Annotated in this window: 22 protein-coding genes; 4 read left to right on the top strand and 18 right to left on the bottom strand. The window is 32.7% G+C overall.

The window, feature by feature from the left end:
• Positions 1 to 8: 8 nt before the first annotated feature.
• From fabG to ATO12_RS01360, 10 genes are all read right to left on the bottom strand, one after another.
• Positions 9 to 755, bottom strand: a complete 747-nt coding sequence (gene fabG, locus ATO12_RS01405; protein WP_034237987.1) for a 3-oxoacyl-[acyl-carrier-protein] reductase — start codon at positions 753 to 755, stop codon at positions 9 to 11.
• Positions 756 to 898: 143 nt separating this feature from the next.
• Positions 899 to 3,880 (bottom strand): M16 family metallopeptidase, encoded by a 2,982-nt coding sequence (locus ATO12_RS01400; protein WP_034237985.1) that lies wholly within the window; start codon positions 3,878 to 3,880, stop codon positions 899 to 901.
• A gap of 426 nt (positions 3,881 to 4,306) precedes the next feature.
• Positions 4,307 to 5,179: a succinate--CoA ligase subunit alpha gene (sucD, locus tag ATO12_RS01395; protein WP_025663703.1), complete on the bottom strand. Its 873-nt coding sequence runs from the start codon at positions 5,177 to 5,179 to the stop codon at positions 4,307 to 4,309.
• Between the two features lie 75 nt (positions 5,180 to 5,254).
• Entirely contained in the window at positions 5,255 to 5,662 is a 408-nt protein-coding gene (locus ATO12_RS01390) for a nuclear transport factor 2 family protein (protein WP_034237982.1), read from the bottom strand.
• Complete coding sequence (lpxD, locus tag ATO12_RS01385; RefSeq protein ID WP_034237981.1) at positions 5,655 to 6,593, bottom strand: UDP-3-O-(3-hydroxymyristoyl)glucosamine N-acyltransferase; 939 nt, start codon at positions 6,591 to 6,593, stop codon at positions 5,655 to 5,657. Before lpxD (ATO12_RS01385) ends, ATO12_RS01390 begins: the two co-directional genes overlap by 8 nt.
• A 24-nt stretch (positions 6,594 to 6,617) precedes the next feature.
• Positions 6,618 to 7,184, bottom strand: a complete 567-nt coding sequence (gene efp, locus ATO12_RS01380) for an elongation factor P (RefSeq protein WP_034237979.1) — start codon at positions 7,182 to 7,184, stop codon at positions 6,618 to 6,620.
• A gap of 41 nt (positions 7,185 to 7,225) precedes the next feature.
• Positions 7,226 to 8,008 (bottom strand): acyl-ACP--UDP-N-acetylglucosamine O-acyltransferase, encoded by a 783-nt coding sequence (gene lpxA, locus ATO12_RS01375; RefSeq protein WP_034237977.1) that lies wholly within the window; start codon positions 8,006 to 8,008, stop codon positions 7,226 to 7,228.
• Between the two features lie 12 nt (positions 8,009 to 8,020).
• Positions 8,021 to 9,424 carry a bifunctional UDP-3-O-[3-hydroxymyristoyl] N-acetylglucosamine deacetylase/3-hydroxyacyl-ACP dehydratase gene (locus ATO12_RS01370; RefSeq protein ID WP_034237975.1) on the bottom strand — a complete coding sequence of 468 codons (1,404 nt, stop codon included), beginning with the start codon at positions 9,422 to 9,424 and terminating at the stop codon, positions 8,021 to 8,023.
• A complete protein-coding gene (gene lpxD, locus ATO12_RS01365) occupies positions 9,417 to 10,445 on the bottom strand; it encodes a UDP-3-O-(3-hydroxymyristoyl)glucosamine N-acyltransferase (protein WP_051575516.1) in 1,029 nt (342 codons plus the stop codon). Before lpxD (ATO12_RS01365) ends, ATO12_RS01370 begins: the two co-directional genes overlap by 8 nt.
• A 24-nt stretch (positions 10,446 to 10,469) precedes the next feature.
• Complete coding sequence (locus ATO12_RS01360) at positions 10,470 to 11,699, bottom strand: HD domain-containing protein (RefSeq protein WP_034239117.1); 1,230 nt, start codon at positions 11,697 to 11,699, stop codon at positions 10,470 to 10,472.
• Positions 11,700 to 11,844: 145 nt separating this feature from the next.
• On the opposite strand from ATO12_RS01360, the gene porX reads away from it, so the two are divergent.
• The 4 genes from porX to ATO12_RS01340 all read left to right on the top strand — a co-directional run bounded on the left by porX (position 11,845) and on the right by ATO12_RS01340 (position 15,612).
• Entirely contained in the window at positions 11,845 to 13,395 is a 1,551-nt protein-coding gene (gene porX / locus ATO12_RS01355; RefSeq protein WP_034237971.1) for a T9SS response regulator signal transducer PorX, read from the top strand.
• 42 nt (positions 13,396 to 13,437) lie between these two features.
• Complete coding sequence (tsaE, locus tag ATO12_RS01350) at positions 13,438 to 13,839, top strand: tRNA (adenosine(37)-N6)-threonylcarbamoyltransferase complex ATPase subunit type 1 TsaE (RefSeq protein ID WP_034237970.1); 402 nt, start codon at positions 13,438 to 13,440, stop codon at positions 13,837 to 13,839.
• A gap of 95 nt (positions 13,840 to 13,934) precedes the next feature.
• Positions 13,935 to 15,137, top strand: a complete 1,203-nt coding sequence (locus ATO12_RS01345; RefSeq protein WP_034237968.1) for an alanine dehydrogenase — start codon at positions 13,935 to 13,937, stop codon at positions 15,135 to 15,137.
• A 100-nt stretch (positions 15,138 to 15,237) separates the two neighbouring features.
• On the top strand, positions 15,238 to 15,612 hold the full coding sequence (locus tag ATO12_RS01340) for a DUF4258 domain-containing protein (protein WP_034237966.1): 375 nt from the start codon (positions 15,238 to 15,240) through the stop codon (positions 15,610 to 15,612).
• Positions 15,613 to 15,724: 112 nt separating this feature from the next.
• On the opposite strand, the gene ATO12_RS01335 is transcribed toward ATO12_RS01340, so the two are convergent.
• The 8 genes from ATO12_RS01335 to ATO12_RS01300 all read right to left on the bottom strand — a co-directional run bounded on the left by ATO12_RS01335 (position 15,725) and on the right by ATO12_RS01300 (position 19,524).
• Positions 15,725 to 15,910, bottom strand: coding sequence for a hypothetical protein (locus ATO12_RS01335; RefSeq protein ID WP_034237965.1), 186 nt, complete (start codon positions 15,908 to 15,910; stop codon positions 15,725 to 15,727).
• Between the two features lie 126 nt (positions 15,911 to 16,036).
• Positions 16,037 to 16,462, bottom strand: a complete 426-nt coding sequence (locus ATO12_RS01330) for a GNAT family N-acetyltransferase (protein ID WP_034237964.1) — start codon at positions 16,460 to 16,462, stop codon at positions 16,037 to 16,039.
• A gap of 19 nt (positions 16,463 to 16,481) precedes the next feature.
• Positions 16,482 to 17,003 carry a GNAT family N-acetyltransferase gene (locus tag ATO12_RS01325; protein WP_034237962.1) on the bottom strand — a complete coding sequence of 174 codons (522 nt, stop codon included), beginning with the start codon at positions 17,001 to 17,003 and terminating at the stop codon, positions 16,482 to 16,484.
• Positions 17,004 to 17,009: 6 nt separating this feature from the next.
• Complete coding sequence (locus ATO12_RS01320; protein ID WP_034237961.1) at positions 17,010 to 17,540, bottom strand: GNAT family N-acetyltransferase; 531 nt, start codon at positions 17,538 to 17,540, stop codon at positions 17,010 to 17,012.
• Between the two features lie 51 nt (positions 17,541 to 17,591).
• Positions 17,592 to 18,053, bottom strand: coding sequence for a GNAT family N-acetyltransferase (locus ATO12_RS01315; protein WP_034237959.1), 462 nt, complete (start codon positions 18,051 to 18,053; stop codon positions 17,592 to 17,594).
• 30 nt (positions 18,054 to 18,083) lie between these two features.
• Positions 18,084 to 18,389 carry a DUF1272 domain-containing protein gene (locus tag ATO12_RS01310; RefSeq protein WP_034237958.1) on the bottom strand — a complete coding sequence of 102 codons (306 nt, stop codon included), beginning with the start codon at positions 18,387 to 18,389 and terminating at the stop codon, positions 18,084 to 18,086.
• A gap of 14 nt (positions 18,390 to 18,403) precedes the next feature.
• On the bottom strand, positions 18,404 to 18,853 hold the full coding sequence (locus ATO12_RS01305; protein WP_034237956.1) for a pyridoxamine 5'-phosphate oxidase family protein: 450 nt from the start codon (positions 18,851 to 18,853) through the stop codon (positions 18,404 to 18,406).
• An 8-nt stretch (positions 18,854 to 18,861) separates the two neighbouring features.
• Entirely contained in the window at positions 18,862 to 19,524 is a 663-nt protein-coding gene (locus ATO12_RS01300; RefSeq protein ID WP_034237955.1) for a pyridoxamine 5'-phosphate oxidase family protein, read from the bottom strand.
• Positions 19,525 to 19,578 lie beyond the last annotated feature (54 nt).

Here is a 19,578-nt window from a genome sequence, read left to right as displayed (position 1 = left end):
TTCTAGAATTAAGTAAGCATTCCTCCGTCTACATTCAGTACTTGTCCTGTAATATAAGCACTTAAATCACTTGCCAGAAATAGACATGTATTTGCAATATCTTCGGGATTACCTCCTCGTTTTAGCGGTATTGCATTTCGCCATCCTTCTACAACTTTTTCGTCAAGTTTTTCTGTCATTTCGGTTTCAATAAAACCAGGTGCAACTACATTGCTTCTAATATTTCTAGAGCCAAGTTCTAGTGCAACAGATTTTGAAAAACCAATAATTCCTGCTTTTGATGCTGCATAATTAGCTTGACCTGCATTACCTTTTACTCCAACAACCGAACTCATGTTTATTATACTTCCTTTACGTTGCTTAAGCATAGTTCTTTGAACCGCTTTTGTCATATTAAATACGCTTTTCAAGTTTACTTCGATAACTTTATCAAAGTCTTCCTCGCTCATACGCATTAAAAGGTTATCCTTAGTAATACCAGCATTGTTCACTAAAACATCAATACTGCCAAATGTTTCTAAGACATCTGCAGCCAATTCCTGAGCCTGATCGTAACTTGCCGCATTACTTTGATATCCTTTTGCTTTTATCCCTAATCCGTTTAATTCTTTTTCTAATGTTTTAGCTGCTTCAACAGAAGAGCTATATGTGAAAGCAATATTTGCTCCTTGTTGTGCAAAAATTTCTGCTATTCCTTTGCCAATACCACGAGTAGCTCCAGTGATAATAGCTGTTTTACCTTGTAAAAGATTCATTCGTTATGTTTCTAATTTTTGTGGTATCTAAACCATTTATAATTTGCATTGTGAATTCAAATATAAGAATTACAAACAGGTCAACAGCAATAAACCCTGTGATTTCTCACAGGGTTTATAAATTAATAATCGTTTATCTGGTTTTATAGTTTTATATCTTCATTTTTCTTCTCATAATTGAAAAGATAATCGATATCCATTTCTTTAACCACACCTAATTTAGATAACGCATCCATATTTACATCTTTTTTATTACCAACTACAAGTACGTTATAGGTTTCTCCTTTTATATTTTCGTTAAAGAAAGATTTAAGATCTTCTAGAGTCATATCTTTAATTGTATTATACATCTCTTCTCGATTATCATTATCTATCCCTCTTTTCTTTAATCCTTCATAAGTCCAGAAAATATTAGATTTGGTTATACGCTGGGCAGCAATTTTCTTTAATGTTGCTTCTTTTGCTGCATTAAACTGTTCTTCTGCTTCTGGCATATTAGTCATCAAATCCATCATGGCATCTACTGCCTGAGGCATCTTATTTGCCTGGGTGCCTATATAGGCATATACATAATTTGAATCTCCTTTTTCTGATGCTGTCGAATATGCAGAAAATGCAGAATATGCCAGTGATTTTGATTCTCTTATTTCTTGAAATACTATAGATGATAAGCCGCTCCCAAAATATGTATTAAACAATCTTGAAGCTGCCATTTTATTTGGATCAAACTCTGATCCTTTAGCCAAAAATATCATTTCACTTTGCACCATATCATAATCCACAAAGTACACATTACCACCTGTTTCTTTTTCGACATATTTAATTGCTTCTGGATAATCCCGCAATTCACTTTGCACTTTATGGTTTTTGTTTATTGATGCAATTGCAGCATCTATATCCTTACCATAATAAAATATACGTTGTTTAAAATTACGAAGCTCTTTAATCTTATCTACTAATTCTTGTGGATCAACAGCTTGTAACTCTCCTATTGTATAGATATTACGCAAAGGAGAATTATCACCATACATACCGTAGTTCATCAACCCATTCCACAAAATGTTTCCTTTTTGTGTTTTCCTATCCTGGCGTCCTTTTGCAATTTGATCAACATATTTGGCATATGTTTCCTGGTTAGGGACTGCATTAGTCCATAAATGCTCTAATAAAGCCAGACCTGCATCAAGATTTTCTTTTAATCCAGAAATACCAACATACGTTTTATCAGCACCTGCATTTACATAATAATCAATACCTAGTTTATAGAATTCTTTCTTTAACTCTTCGGGAGAGTATTTATCTGTACCTAAATAATCCAGATATCCTGTTGCCAGAGAAACTTTACGATCATTATCTCTTCCCATATCAAAAATGATACTAAGATTAAATAAGTCATTATTAGGATTATCAATATAAGATACTTTTAATTCGCTATCGGTTTTAGTTTCTTTAATTGCCGATTTATAATCTATAAACTTAGGTGTTAAAGGGGGTGTTTCTTGTTGAGCGAATGCCTTGATAAATTCTGATTGTTTATCTCTATTTAGTTCTACCGGAGTAATACCAGGGTTTTCTACTTTAGTAATATTTTTATCTTCTCCTTTACGTTTGTATATCACTACATAATTATCCTTGTAAAAGGAATTTGCAAAATCTACTAATTCTTGTTTAGAAACTTTTTTAAGTTCGTTTAAGAATTCGACCTTATCTTTCCAATCCTGGTGATGTATAAATGCATTATAATATGCTGAAGCTAATGCAGTATTATTTTCATATTCTCTTGTTTGACTTAGTTTTAAGTCATTAACTACTGCAGAGATCATCCAATCTTCAAACTCTCCTTTTTTCAATTTATCAATTTGAGAAAGCAATAAATCTTTTACTTCGTCCAGAGTTTGACCTTCTTTTGGTGATCCATAAAATTGGTGATATCCATAATCATTTAAAAATGTAGGTGAACAACCTGCATTTTGAACTACTTGTTTCTGATTTAAGTTCAAATCAATCAGACCCGCATTACCGTTAGCCAATAACATATCTGCTACTGTGAGTAGTTTTTCTTCTTTTGTACCTATTGCAGCAGAGCGAAATGCTACAGAAACAGATTCTGCTGTAGGTCCAAATACTTCTTTAATAACCGGACTTGTTATTGGGTCTTCTTTTGGTAATACAGGGTGAACAACTTCTTTTTTCTCAAAACTACCAAAAGCTTTATTTACTTTTTGTATGGTTTGATCAAAATCAATATCACCAACCAACACCATCGCCATATTATTAGGAACATAATATTTATCAAAATAATTATGTATCGCTACCATTGAAGGGTTTTTAAGATGCTCAGAGGTTCCTATGGTTTTTTGTTGTCCATATGGGTGATTAGGGAACAATCCTTCTAGCATTGCTGCATAGGATTTCCAGCCATCATTATCTTGCCCTCTATTAAATTCTTCATAAACCGCTTCTAGCTCTGTATGAAACAAACGCAATACTAATTGGCTAAATCGCTCGCTTTCTACGGTAAGCCATTTATCTAATTCATTAGCTGGGATTTTGTTTTTGTATACAGTCTCTTCAAACCATGTATGTGCATTAGTTCCTTCTGCTCCCAAAGAGCTAATCATTTTATCATATTCATTCGATATCGAAATCTTTGAAGCTTCGAAAGAAACTTCATCTATCTTTTTATAGATCTCTTTCTTTTTATCTGCGTCTGTTTCTGCTTTATGCTGTTCATATAAATCAGAAATCTGTTGTAGTAGTACTTTTTCTTTTTCAAAATCCTGGGTACCTATCTCATCTGTACCTTTAAAAACCATATGCTCTAAATAATGAGCAAGCCCCGTAGCTTCTTTTGGATCATAATTAGAACCAGCTCGTACAGCTATAAAAGTTTGAATTTTTGGTTCTTCTTCATTTTTAGCTAAATATACTTTTAAGCCATTCTCTAGAGTATATAATCTTAGGCCTGTTGGATCGTTAGTTACAGTTTCATAGTTGAAACCTGCTGCGTCGGTATGTTGTTCGACTTTAATTTCTTGCGAAACATTCGTTTCTGGTGATGATTTTTTACAATTGCTAAGACAGATGACTAACAGCAATAACAAAATCGATTTAATTAATTTCATATATTATTTTAATTATTTTATGGTGTCTTTAACACCAGAGTGATTATAGGAGTTAGTTTATAATTAATGTACTATAATACGTGTAGTTATTATCAATGTTACAGTTTTTAAGGTTTTTTTAACAAAAAACATATAGTAACAAATGGTCAAATGTTACATATAAATACAGACTTACTTCTGGGTCTTTCTAAATGTTCAGGGGTAAAAAAATCAACAAAATTAAATCTAGAATAGCAAAAATCTACTAATGAAGGGAAATCATACCATGTAACCCTGATGGAATAACAGGAACTAATATCGACACTTACCATCCAAGAGAAATATGTTGAGGAAGAGATGGTTTAATCTATAGTATAGTTATTGGTCAATAGCATAAAAAAGGGCTGCAAAGTGCAACCCTTTAATATTATAATATTTTAAAGTATTTTACCCTAATACTTCGGCAACTTTTTTACCTATTTCTGCAGGAGAATCTACTACATGAATTCCGCATTCCCTCATAATTGCTTTTTTGGCAGCTGCAGTATCTTCACTACCACCAACAATAGCTCCGGCATGTCCCATAGTACGTCCTGCAGGAGCAGTTTCACCAGCTATAAAACCTACGACAGGCTTAGAGGTTCCACTTTCTTTTATCCATTTTGCAGCATCTGCTTCTAATTGACCTCCAATTTCACCAATCATAACTACACAATCTGTTTCTGAATCATTGATCAATAGTTCAACTGCTTCTTTTGTAGTCGTACCAATAATTGGGTCACCACCAATTCCTATTGCAGTAGTTATCCCAAGTCCTTGTTTTACAACCTGATCTGCTGCTTCGTAAGTTAAGGTACCAGATTTTGATACAATACCTACATTACCTTTTTTAAATACAAATCCTGGCATGATACCCACTTTTGCTTCTCCAGGAGTAATTACTCCCGGGCAATTTGGGCCAATAAGTCTACATCCTTTATCACTAATGTAGTTTGATGCCGTAATCATATCTGCAACGGGAATACCTTCTGTAATTGTAATAATTACTTTTATTCCTGCATCTGCAGCTTCCATAATTGCATCTGCGGCAAAAGCTGGTGGTACAAAAATAATTGTAGTATCTGCACCTACTTCTCTAACTGCATCTTCTACGGTATTAAAAACGGGCTTGTCTAAATGAGTTTGTCCTCCTTTTCCTGGAGTAACACCTCCTACAACATTTGTTCCGTACTCGATCATTTGACCTGCATGAAAAGTACCTTCACTACCTGTAAACCCTTGTACAATAATTTTTGAATCTTTATTAACTAAAACACTCATTGCGTTATGATTTTTTATTTTTTTTAGAGCTTCAAAAGTAAGCTTTTGAAAATTATGGTTGAAATGAAAAACTAATTATTTTGAAATAAATGACATTATACTTTCTGGAGCATTATCTCCTTGCTGGCTTATTTGATATCCTTTATACAATTTATCATTTTTAAGTTCCCAAATTGTAATAAAATGAGCTATAGGCTCTTCTTTATCTGGCGCTTCGATAGTTTGAACAAAATACGTGTGTCGTACAGTCACTGTATCCCCTTCGGCTATAAGATGACTAATTTCGCATCTTAAAGTTTCAAAAGACAACGCCATTTCATGAAACATGGCCTTAATATCATTAAAATCTTTCTTATTAAACCCAAAACTACTATTCCAATACAATTCAATTTCGGGATGTAAATACTCAGAAAAGGCTTCAGTATTATGAATAAGATCTGTTTTATAAAAAGATCGTACTATATCCTTAACTGTTTTATTCATTTTTTTTCAATTTATCTATTAAATCAGGGATTTGTCGTATTGACGCGATCTCCTTATATTTTTTCCTAAAATCATCTGCAGGAGTTCCAAAATAACTTTTATTGGCTTCTAATGATTTACTCACTCCTGATTGCGCAGAAATAATGGCTTTGCTACCAATAGTAATAGCGCTAGTAATACCAACTTGTCCCCAGATCGTCACTTCATCTTCAATAACAACACAACCCGAAATTCCTACTTGAGAAGCGATCAAGCACTTTTTGCCTATTACAGTATCATGACCAACATGTACCTGGTTATCTATTTTGGTTCCTTCTTTTATAATAGTATCTCCTGTAACTCCTTTATCTATGGTGCAGGACGACCCTAAATCTACATTATCTTCTATTACTACACGTCCGCCAGAAATTAATTTATCAAATCCATGAGGTCTTTTTTGATAATAGAAAGCATCGGTTCCTAAAATAGTCCCAGCATGTATAGTAACATTATTACCAATACTAGTGTTATCATAAATACTCACATTGGCATGAATAATACAATTATCACCAATACTCACATTATTTCCGATAAAACTACCGGGTTGTATGATCGTATTTTTACCAATTTTAGCGGTTTCTGAAATTAAGGAATCTGCTTTTTTGAAGGGTTTAAAATATGTTGTAAGTATATTAAAATCTCTAAAAGGGTCATCAGAAATAAGGAGTGCCTTACCTTCTGGGCATTCTACTTCTTTATTAATCAAAATTACAGTTGCAGCACTTTGTAATGCTTTATCGTAATACTTTGGGTGATCAACAAAAACTATATCTCCCGCGGAAACTACATGAATTTCATTCATCCCTAAAACCGGGAAATTAGAGTCTCCTACATACTCTGACGATATAATAGTAGCTATTTGTTGTAAGGTATGCGCTTGTGGAAATTTCATTATAAAAATTTGGGATATAAAATATTATTCTTTTATTCTTTCTTTATACGTCCCTTTTTCTGTTTCAACTTTAATTTTATCTCCTTCGTTGATAAAAAGAGGCACCATTACTTCTGCACCAGTTTCTACAGTTGCGGGTTTAGTAGCATTGGTAGCCGTATTTCCTTTAACACCAGGCTCGGTAGCTGTTACCTCAAGAATAACACTTGCAGGCATTTCTACAGAAAGAGGCATTTGATCTTCAGAATTAATAATAACGGTTACCACTTCTCCTTCTTTTAATAAACCAGGAGCATCCAAACTAGATTTTTGTAATGTAATTTGATTGTAATCCTCGGTATTCATAAAATGAAAAGTATCACCTTCGGCATACAAATATTGAAATTTATGCGTTTCTACTCGTACATCATCAATTTTATGACCTGCAGAAAATGTATTATCAATCACTTTTCCTGTAGTTACGCTTTTTAGTTTTGTACGTACAAAAGCAGGGCCTTTACCAGGTTTTACGTGTAAAAACTCAATAATTTTATAGATGTCGTGATTGTATCTGATACACAATCCATTTCTGATATCACTAGTATTTGCCATTATTCTTTAATTTCTTATGATTATTATCTGTATCGAATTTCTTAATTAGAAAAATATCCTTTCATAATTCCTCTCTGAGAGTTCTTGATAAACTCTAAAACCTCATCACGTTCTGGTGTTGCTTCCATTTCTGCTTCGATAATTGCAACGGCCTGAGTATTGTTATAGTTCTGTTGATATAAAATTCGATAAATATTCTGTATTTCTCTTATTTTTTCTGTTGTAAATCCTCTTCGACGCAGACCTATAGAGTTAATTCCAACATAGGATAGAGGTTCTCTGGCTGCTTTAACAAACGGAGGTACATCTTTGCGTACTAATGACCCTCCTGTTACAAATGCATGGTTACCAATACTACAAAACTGTTGTACTGCAGCCATACCAGCTAAAACAACATAATCACCAACGTTAATATGCCCAGCCAATGTACTATTATTAGAAAATATACAATTATCGCCAACAACACAATCATGCGCTATATGACAATACGCCATAATCCAACAATTTTTACCAATTTTGGTTTTCATTCTATCGGCTGTCCCTCTATTAATGGTAACACACTCTCGAATCGTAGTATTATCTCCGATTTCGGTTATAGTATCTTCATCATTAAATTTTTTATCCTGAGGAGTAGCAGAAATAACAGCTCCAGGAAAAATACTACAGTTTTTTCCTATGCGCGCTCCTTCCATAATAGTAACATTAGAACCTATCCAGGTTCCTTCTCCTATTACCACATTATTATGTATGGTTGTAAAAGGTTCTATTACAACATTTTTTGCAATTTTTGCTCCTGGATGAACGTATGCTAATGGTTGATTCATCTATTTTATTGATTATTTTGATTTTACAATTTGCGCCATAAGCTCTGCTTCGGTAACTAGTTTACCATTGGCATAGGCAAAAGCCTGCATATGACAAATACCACGACGAATGGGGGTTATCAATTCTAATTTAAATATCAAAGTATCGCCAGGCAATACTTGCTGTTTAAATTTTACTTTATCTATTTTCATGAAATAGGTAAGATAATTCTCTGGATCGGGTACTGTACTCAATGCTAAAATCCCACCTGTCTGCGCCATAGCTTCGATCTGAAGCACTCCTGGCATTACTGGTGCTCCCGGAAAATGCCCTACAAAAAATGGCTCGTTCATGGTTACATTCTTAAGACCAACCACATGTTTATCAGACATTTCTAAAATTCTGTCTATTAACAAGAAAGGAGGCCTATGTGGAAGCATCCCCATGATCTTATTAATATCCATTAAAGGTTCTTTAGAAAGATCAAATTGAGGGACTTTATTACGCTTTTCAATTTTTATAATCTTCGAAAGCTTTTTAGCAAACTGGGTATTTACATAATGTCCAGGCTTATTAGCTATGATTTTTCCTCTAATCCTTGTTCCTATTAAAGCAATATCTCCTATAACATCTAATAGTTTATGGCGTGCAGCTTCGTTTGGATAATGTAATGTTAAATTATCCAAAATACCATTGGGTTTTATAGCGATAGATTCTTTTCCAAATGCTACTTTAAGTTTTTCCATTGTGCTTGGGCTTAATTCTTTATCCACATACACTATAGCATTATTTAAATCTCCTCCTTTAATCAGACCATGTTCTAACAGCATTTCTAATTCGTGTAGAAAACTAAAGGTTCTGGCATCTGCTATTTCCTTTTTAAAATCCGAAAGACGTTTTAAAGAAGCATTTTGAGTTCCTAATACTTTGGTTCCAAAATCTACCATTGTAGTCACTTGATATTCATCAGATGGCATTACAATAATCTCACTACCAGATTCTTCGTCTACATAAGAAATTACATCTTTTACAATATATTCTTCTCTTTCTGCTTCTTGTTCTACAATTCCTGCTTGCTCCAGAGCTTCGATAAAAAACTTACTAGAACCATCCATAATCGGAGGTTCTGATGCGTTTAATTCTATCAAAAGATTATCGATTTCTAATCCAACACAAGCTGCAAGCACATGTTCTGATGTTTGAATACTAACCCCGTTTTTCTCTAGATTTGTACCTCGTTGCGTATTTACAACATAGTTAGCATCAGCTTCAATAATTGGATTGCCTTCAAGATCAATTCTACAAAATGCGTAGCCATGATTCTCTGGTGCCGGTTTAAAAGTTAAGGTCACTTCTTTTCCGGTATGTAAGCCTACACCTGTAAGCTTTATTTCCTTTTTAATGGTTCTTTGTTTTCCTACGACAATATCACTCATTATTGTTTATCTTTTTCTCTAGTTTGTATACTCTATCCACAATTTTGGGAAGATTTTTAAAATGCACATAAGATTTATTAAAGTCAGAGTATCCTAAAGCAGGGGATCCTTGAATAGCTTCTCCGTCTTTTATATTTCTTCCTATACCTGATTGTGCTTGTATTTTTACATTATTACCTATAACAAGATGTCCTGCAATACCAACTTGCCCACCAATAAGACAATGTTTACCTATCTTGGTAGATCCTGCAATTCCTGTCTGGGCGGCAATTGCTGTATGCTCTCCTATTTCTACATTATGAGCAATTTGTATTTGATTATCTAGTTTTACTCCTGTACGTATGATTGTAGACCCTAGCGTAGCTCTATCAATAGTTGTACCTGCTCCTACATCAACATTATTTTCTATGATAACATTACCAGTTTGAGGCACTTTACTATACTCTCCCTTTTCATTAGGTGTAAATCCAAAACCATCGGCTCCTACTATAGCTCCACTATGAATTACACAATTATTTCCGATTATGGTTTCTGAATATATTTTTGCACCGGCAAAAACAATTGCATTATCACCAATGGTTACATTGTCTCCTATATATACATTAGGAAAGATCTTAGCATTTTCGCCAATTTTAACATTATCTCCTATATATGAAAATGCTCCGAAATAAATATTTTCTCCAAAAGATGCTGTTTCAGAAATAAAACTTGGTTGTTCTATCCCTGCCTTATTCATCTTTACCATATTATAATACTCAAGCAGTTGAGAAAAAGCTTTATATGCATCATCTACTCTAATAAGAGTTGTTTTAATTGTAGACTCTGCCTCAAAGTTTTTATCTACGATAGTTATTGATGCATCAGTAGAATAGATATATTGGGTGTATTTAGGATTTGACAAAAAGGTTAATGAACCTTTAGTTCCTTCTTCAATTTTAGCTAGTTTAGATACTTCGACGGTTTCATCTCCTTCGATTTCTCCGTTCAAAATACCCGCAATTTGTGTGGCTGTAAAAATCATTCTAGCAAAAGTATAAAAAATGTGTTAATGTTTGTGCTTTGGATAGCACATAAAATATTTGGTTACCGGTTTTGATAGGGCTTCAAGATTAAACTCATCTGTAGCTTTAACTACATCAACAATTTTTCTTGATTTATATAAAATATTTATATTCTGCTTATTAAGGTGGTAGGCCTGGTTAGAAATAGTCCCTTCAAAAATAAAATAACGAGCTTCTTCATCAGAAATTTTATATTGTTTCTTAAATTTTTCGATATGATTTTCTTTTTTATGGCTCTGAAAAGGTTTCTTTTTTATTTTTATTTTTAAAAGATCTCTATCAATAATCATTGAAGATAACATACTTAAAACAAAATCTTCTGAACGAGACCATTCTTTCATTGCCGAAATAATATCGTAATCGTCTAATCTAGAAAATGTTTCTAAAACTTCTGTAGTAAAATTTTCTGCTGTTATCTTATTTTCGAGAAAAAATGTTAATGCTTCACTAGCTTTTAGCTCTGTCCCCTTCTCTACTAATTCTTTAGCTCTTTTCAATACTCTAATCAATAAATTCTCTGCTACCAAACTTGTTTTATGAAGATATACCTGCCAATACATCAAACGTCTTGCCAATAAAAATTTTTCTACAGAATAAATCCCTTTTTCTTCTACTACCAATTCATCATTAACAACAGTAAGCATGGTAATTAAACGTTCACTATTGATATTTCCTTCGGCTACACCTGTGTAAAAACTATCGCGTTTCAGATAGTCCAAACGATCCATATCTAATTGGCTCGAAATCAACTGATGTAAAAAATTACGGTGGTATTCTCCTTTAAAAATCTGAATTGCCAACGTTAAACTACCGTTAAATTCTTCATTAATCTTCTCCATAAACATAAGAGAAATAGACTCATGATTTACCTCATTTACGATACTATGCTCCATTGCATGAGAAAAAGGACCATGCCCTATATCATGTAATAAGATTGCTACATAAAGGGCTTCTTCTTCCTCTTCAGAAATGCTAACCCCCTTAAAACTAAGAACTCTCACCGCTTTTTGCATAAGATGCATACATCCCAAAGCATGATGAAATCTAGTATGATGTGCTCCCGGATATACCAAATATGAGAGTCCCATCTGAGATATACGACGTAACCTCTGAAAATACTTATGTTCGATAAGATCGAAAATTAGTTCATTGGGTATCGTAATAAAACCGTAAATTGGGTCGTTTAATATTTTAAGCTTATTTCTTTTTTTCAAGTTCATCTTACATTTACGGAAGCAAATATACATATATGCTAGGCATATAAAACATTTCAAAATGAATTTAAATTATTAAAGTTTTCTTAGTAATGTGAATAAATAGGCTATATATTAAGTTTATAAATAAAAAAAATAAAATTTGATGAGTAAAATAAAGATACTTTGGGTAGATGATGAAATTGATTTGCTTAAACCACATATACTATTTTTGGAACAAAAAAACTATGATGTAACCAAGTGTCAAAGTGGAACTGAAGCCTTAGACATAATAGATGATGATAATTTTGACATCATTTTTTTGGATGAAAACATGCCTGGTCTTTCTGGAATAGAAACATTATCAGAAATTAAGGAAAAAGAAGATAGTATTCCTGTAGTAATGATAACCAAAAGTGAAGAGGAATACATCATGGAAGAAGCAATTGGTAGTAAGATTGCCGATTATTTAATTAAGCCTGTTAACCCTAATCAAATACTTTTAAGTTTAAAGAAAAACCTGGATAATTCCCGTTTGGTTTCAGAAAAAACTACAGCTAACTATCAACAAGAATTTAGAAAAATAGCTATGGATATGGCTATGGTAAATTCATGCGAAGAATGGTCTGATCTGTATCAAAGACTAATTTATTGGGAATTACAATTAGAGAATATTGAAGATACGGGGATGTTTGAGATTTTAGAATCACAAAAAGTAGAGGCAAATTCTCAATTCTGCAAATTTATTGACAAAAACTATCCCTATTGGTTTGACAAAAACAAGGAAGCCCCGGTGATGTCACACACTTTGTTTAGAGAAAAAGTAGTGCCCGAAATTAGTAAAAATCAACCTACTCTTTTAGTAGTAATTGATAATCTGCGATATGATCAATGGAAAGCTTTTGAACCTATTATAAATAATTATTATAAAAAAGAACAAGAAGTTTCATACTATAGTATTCTTCCAACGGCAACACAATACGCCAGGAATTCTATTTTTTCGGGACTTATGCCTTCTGAGATGAAAAAAATGCATCCTGATCTCTGGTTAGATGACACAGATGAAGGAGGGAAAAATATGAATGAAAATGAATTTCTAACCGCACAATTACAGCGATTAGGCATGGATATCAAGCATGAATATTATAAAATCACTAACGAAAAATCTGGAAAAACCTTAGCCGCAAATTTTAAAGGATTAAAAGACAACGATTTAACAGTTGTAGTGTATAATTTTGTGGATATGCTTTCTCATAGCAAGACAGAAATGGAAGTTATCAAGGAACTTGCCTCAAATGACAAATCATACAGATCATTGACTCAGAGTTGGTTCAAAAATTCTCCTTTACTAGAAATGATTCAGCAAGCGCAACAACTTGGGTTTAAACTATTGTTAACTACAGATCACGGTACAATAAATGTAAAAAACCCTTCTAAGGTGATAGGTGATAAAAACACTAGTCTTAATCTACGATATAAGACAGGAAAAAGTCTTACGTATGAAAGGAAGGAGGTTTTGGAAGCCACAAACCCAAAAGCGGTACATTTGCCATCAATAAATATGAGCAGTTCTTTTATTTTTGCAAAAGGAGATTATTTCTTTGCCTACCCTAATAACTATAATCATTATGTTAGTTATTATAGAAATACATACCAACATGGTGGAGTATCTTTAGAAGAAATGATCATTCCTTTTATAGTATTAAACCCTAGATAACCAATTTTTGTAGTATTCTTATTAGAATATAGAATTAGAAAAATGACAATAGAATATACCTTGCAGGACCTTCCTGATGTGGCAGAAAAAATAATATCAAATGTAGCTGGTAAAATAATTCTCTTTAATGCCAGGATGGGGGTTGGTAAAACCACGTTAATAAAAGAAATATGTAAACACTTAGGGGTAGAAGATATCATTTCTAGCCCTACTTACTCTTTGGTAAACGAATATGAAAGCAATGATGGAATAATATATCATTTTGATTTTTATAGAATAAAAGAAGAAGAAGAAGCATATCAAATAGGGTTTGAAGAATATTTAGACTCTGATGCATGGATATTTATAGAATGGCCCGAAAAAGTTTCAGGATTATTACCTGAAAATAGTATTAACATTACTATTAATTTACTTGATAATGAAAAGCGGATTCTTTCATTTTAGAAATACTGATAATCAAAGTAATACTATCAAATAATTAATCCTATTTGTTTTCTTGGCATTTTTATTCGTAATTTGAGATACAGAATTTCACACAAATGAGTACACCAAAATCTCCTTTTACCAAAGAGCAGCTGCTACCGCAGGAAGAAATGATAGAAGTAGCCCGCAAAAAAGGAAAGCTTTTTATTGGTATCCCTAAAGAAACTCACTATCAAGAAAAGCGAGTATGTCTTACACCAGATGCTGTAGCTGCATTAACAGCACATGGTCATCGAGTTTTATTAGAAACCAATGCTGGTATTGGAGCAAGTTTTACTGATAGAGATTATAGTGAGGCAGGTGCAGAAATCACTAATGATAAGAGAAAAGTTTTTGGGTGCCCTATCATTTTAAAAGTAGAGCCCCCTTCTTTAGAGGAGCTCGAATATATCAACCCTCAAACTGTATTAATTTCTGCTTTACAGCTTAAAACACAGTCTAAAGAATATTTTCAGGGACTTGCCAAAAAGAGAATCACAGCTCTTGGTTTTGAGTTTATTCGAGATATGGATGGCGCCTATCCTGCTGTAAGAGCGCTTAGTGAAATTGCAGGAACAGCAGCTGTACTCATTGCTTCAGAATTAATGAGTAGTGCTACAACTATGGGTTCGGGATTAATGATGGGTAATATTAGTGGTGTCCCCCCCGTAGAAGTTGTTATTCTTGGTGCTGGTACAGTTGGTGAATTTGCTGCACGTTCGGCTATTGGGTTAGGTGCAAACGTAAAGGTCTTTGACAATTCTATTACCAAACTTCGCTGTATACAAACCAATGTAGGACGCCCTTTATACACATCTACTATCCAGCCAAAAAATTTATTAAAAGCGCTACGTCGTTGCGATGTTGTAATTGGTGCCGTAAGAGGAAAAAATCGTGCACCGATTATAGTTACTGAAACCATGGTAGAGCGTATGAAACCTGGAGCTGTAATCATTGATGTTAGTATAGATATGGGAGGATGTTTTGAAACAAGCGAAGTTACTTCTCATGACCATCCCACTTTTGAAAAACATGGGATCATACATTATTGTGTTCCTAACATCCCTTCTCGATATGCCAGAACATCTTCATTATCGATAAGTAATATTTTCACACCTTATCTATTGCAAATTGGTGATGAAGGAGGAATAGAAAATGCTGTGCGTTTTGATCGTGGGCTTAAAAATGGATTGTATTTTTATCATGGGATTTTGACCAGCAAACCTATAGCTGATTGGTTTGACCTTTCTTATAGGGATATAAACTTGCTCATTTTATAGTAGTATTGCATTACTCTTTTTATAGTAAACTTTGTATCGCTAAGCGTATGATTTTTTAAAACTTTGCTTACTTTTGGCGTCATAATATTGCATTCTATTTATGAAATTAGCACAACGATTATTTTACTACTTAGGCGGGTTTGCCATTGGACTTATTCTTTTATTTTTCTTTCTTGGCGGAAAAAAAGCTTCTTGTGACTATGGTCCTTCGGCCAGAGTACTAAAAAATATTAGAATAAAGAAAAAAGCTTTTTCAGAACAAGCTTCAAGTAATATGATGAAATACGAAATAGATACTGCAGATGTTTCTTTTTTACTAACAAATGGGGATGTGATTTTTTCTAAAAGCAATACTAAACTAGATTCTTGCAAAACCTATTTTATTGAAGGAACTGTTAAAGAAAAAAATGTTAATATGCTTATCGAAAATTGTGATTCTATTGCTAAAATTAATGTGCTGGATGTTATTCCCTAAATTTATTTTCACATCATTTCATTCAACTAATTCGAGAATTGAATTTTATACATATAAAAGAGGCCATTATATTATATAATGACCATATTTGATTATTATTTTATTAGAGTATTTACCTACTTCCGACTATTACCATCTTTGATTCATCTTCTTCTTCAGAACATGTGTCTTCTGTCCCAGAACCCCCATATATTTTAAGCAATAATTTTCTATTTAATGAATTCTTCTTGTTTTCTTTTTCAAAAGTACAGATATCTATTTTTTTTATCATCTTAATCATATTAAGTTTCTTTATCATATTATAAATTATTAGCAATATTGCATTACAAGTTTAATAATTTTCTAATTCTTTTTTTAGTAAAATCATAAAAATATTTATGGTGAAAATTATAAAAAAATTAAGTAGTTTATAACCAAATAAAGTTTAGAAGCCCTCTACTTTTCTCCCAAAATGTAGTGATTCGACTTCGAATCCTTTATTCAAATATAAACGATAAGCATCTTTTCTTTGGAAACCAGAATCTAACGAAACATGATCATACTTATTTTCTTTTGCATAGTCTTTAATCCAATCCAACAGCTGTCCTGCATATCCATTTCTCTTATGGTTTGAATTCGTTATTAAGTCATCAATATAAAGTGTTTTACCACTAAAGAAAAAGTTTAAAGTTCTGAAACCTGCTATAGCAAAAGCAAGTTTATCATTCCCTATAAAAACGATTTGATACCCTTCTTCTAGTTGGTTTATGAATTTCTGTTTTAGAGTTGTGAGGTCTAAATTTGGTCTTAATTCTAAAAGTGTAGGGATCAATACTTCTATATCTTTAAGTTGAGCAATACGTATTTCCATCTTTAATCCTTACATATTTTTAGTTGAGTTCTTTAATGAAACATAATTTCATGGTATACACCCAATACTTTTTTCCTAATCGTTCAATTTCTTTTATCCTTTTAAACCCTATTTTCTCATATATGGTCCGAGCAGGATCCATAAACTCTGATGTATGCAGAGCAATAGTTTGTTCTCCAGTCTTTTTTGCATATCTTAAACAGGTGTTCACCAATTCTTTTCCTATTCCAAAACCACGGTATTTTGGATCAACTCCTAAAAACCGTATATAACACCAATCAGATTGGTACAATTCTGTTGGATTTCCTTTCGGAATAAAATAAATCATTCCAATTATATCTGAATCGATTTCACAAATAAAAATTTTACTAATTTCTATTAGATTTAATACATTTTCTTCACTTTCTAAAACGGTACTCAATGTTTTCCAGTTCTCCGGACTTAACACCTCTGAAAATTCTGCATATGAAATTTTCCCTAATCGCCGTAATCCCTCAAAATCATCAGCATTAGCTTCTCTATATTTCAAACCCATATTCATGTATGACTATTTCGGTTTAGTTTGCATTGCCCAAAACTCAAAAGTTTCATCACCAATCGTAAAAGTATGTTCTCCTGCAATTTGGTAGCCTTTCTTTTTATAAAAAGCAACAGCCTGTTTTTTAAGTTTTAGGTTGGATAACCATATGCAATTGCTTTTGTTATCAACTGCAGCCTTTACTATACACTGATGTAGCTTCCCTCCTATACCTCTTGCTTCATACCCTTGCAGTAAATATATACGTTGAAGCTTACAAATGTGCTTTTCATCTATAAACTCTGAAGGGGAGTCTAGTTTCAATTTGGCATATCCTATGGGCAGTGAATTATAGGTATCTGTAACCAACCAATATAAATTCTCGGGTTTTGTCAAACTATTTTTAATCTTATCAATAGAAAAAGCCCAGTCTAAGTAATTGATCAGATTGCTTTTATTATTAAAAAACTCTCCATAGGATTCATCAAAGGTCTTTCTTCCTAAAGATGAAATTTTTTCTGCATCCTTTATAGTTGCTCTTCTTATGTCAATCATCTTCATTTTTTACCATCTTTTCTTCAGTAAGCTTATTTAAGTTATTATTTTAGTATCTTAATTATTTCTGATAGTGTAACTGTATGCATAAAAATCTTCATCCTTTACAAATCCAATTTTTTCATACAATCTTTGGGCTGTAGCATTATCTTTTCCTGTTCCTAAATCTACTCTTATAGCTCCAACTTGTTTTGCTAAATCAAAAGCTGAATTAATTAAACGTTCTGCAATTCCTTTTTTACGATACTCAGGTACCACAAATAAATCATTCAAAATCACTATTTCCCCCTGTGACACTGAACTAAATGAGTGATAATTTAATACAAAACCTGCAGGGTTACTAGTGTTATCATCTAAAGCTAAATAGGCTATTGCCTCCTTATTTTGAAGCCTTTCTTTTAGGTAAGACCTGTACTTGTTTTTATCTGAAGGCTTCTTATAAAAAACCATATATTGATCAAATAATTCTGTCAAAACATCTAATTCTTCAACAGTAGTTTCAGTAATTTTAATATTCATTTTTTTGTAGTATGTTACTTAGATTTGTTCTTATCTTTTTCGTGGTTCTATATTGTTAAATTCTTTCAAAATCTTTTTAAAAACATTTTTATCAATTGGTTTATATACTTTTCTTGTACCAACAGGGTGTTTTTCTACGCAATTACCTGTCAGACAATTTACCGGTCGAGTTGGTCTTTTTTCAAAACCGCCTCCACAATTAGGACATACATTATGTAAAACATTATCTACACAGCTAGTGCAAAAAGTACATTCATAAGAACAAACCATTGCCTCATCACTATCATTAGGTAGTGCTTTATTGCAATGTTCACAATTAGGTCTTATTTCTAGCATATCCTTTATTTTTTTTATGGTTTGTATTGTTCTAACGCACTTTGTATTTGCTGTTCTTCGGTTGTTTCTGGATATAAAATATATTTTGGAGCGATTATAGGTTTCACATCTTTAACCATAATATTTGTGATTGTTGCAAACGGAAACTTACCCCCGGTTAACTGCAACAAAGGAACTTGCATAGCAGCATATTCGGGGTCGTTTTTTGTTATAATCTTTGCTATTCCTTTTAGCTGAAATCCTTTTTGAACAAAAACATCTATAAAGCTAATACATACATTATTATTCTCTTTAATGTTTTTTACGGTTTGCGGAGAGGCAATATTGGCAATAATAATAGTAGTATGGTTATAATATGTGAAAATTTCTTTGGGTGACACATTAGGAATATGATCTAATGAAGATGTAGCTAACCAGCATAAAACACTTTTATCGATATATTTCTTTATTTCTGCAGTAAGCATTGCTATTATTATTTTTTATTGTTAGTCACATAATTCAATACTGCATTTGGTACTTTAATATCCTTTTGCAGGTCATCATCAGAAATGGCGTCAAAAGCTACTTGTTTAATAGGAATTACTCCTGCCCATATCGGTAAATCAAGATCACCGGGTTCATCATTTACTCCTTCTGCTCTTATTTTTGCCGAAGCCGTTTCTATATTAATTTCAAGAACTAAAGTTCCTTTAAATTCTTTTTCGTTTGGTTGCCTTACATTATCCCAATGACCAGGAACCATATGATTAAGTATATATTCCAGAGCCTTCATTTTTTCTTCTGGGTCTTCTACTTTTTTTACCTTACCAAATACATTTACCGATCTATAATTCGCAGAATGATGAAAAGCCGATCTTGCCAATACCAATCCATCAAGGTGCGTTACCGATATACTAGCCTCTCCTGCTTCTAATAAACTCAGCATCATTCTATTTTTAAGTGACCCATGTAAATAGATCTTATCATCTTTTCTGGCATATGCCATAGGAATCACAATAGCTTGATTTTTATACACATACCCAACATGACACAAAAATGCATCATCTAATATGGTATTAATAGTACCTACATCGTAACTTGCTCTTTTTGGTCCGCGAACTACCTTATTGAGTGCGGAAGTTGAATATTCTGCCATAATTTATTTTATTTCTTACTCAAAAATAATAGTTTTATGGTGTGTTAAAACAAT

Origin of the sequence: Aquimarina atlantica (genome assembly GCF_000626715.1) — a bacterium.
Lineage (GTDB): Bacteria > Bacteroidota > Bacteroidia > Flavobacteriales > Flavobacteriaceae > Aquimarina > Aquimarina atlantica.
The sequence above is the reverse complement of the archived record's forward strand: the minus strand, read 5'-3'. Positions and strand labels throughout refer to the sequence as shown.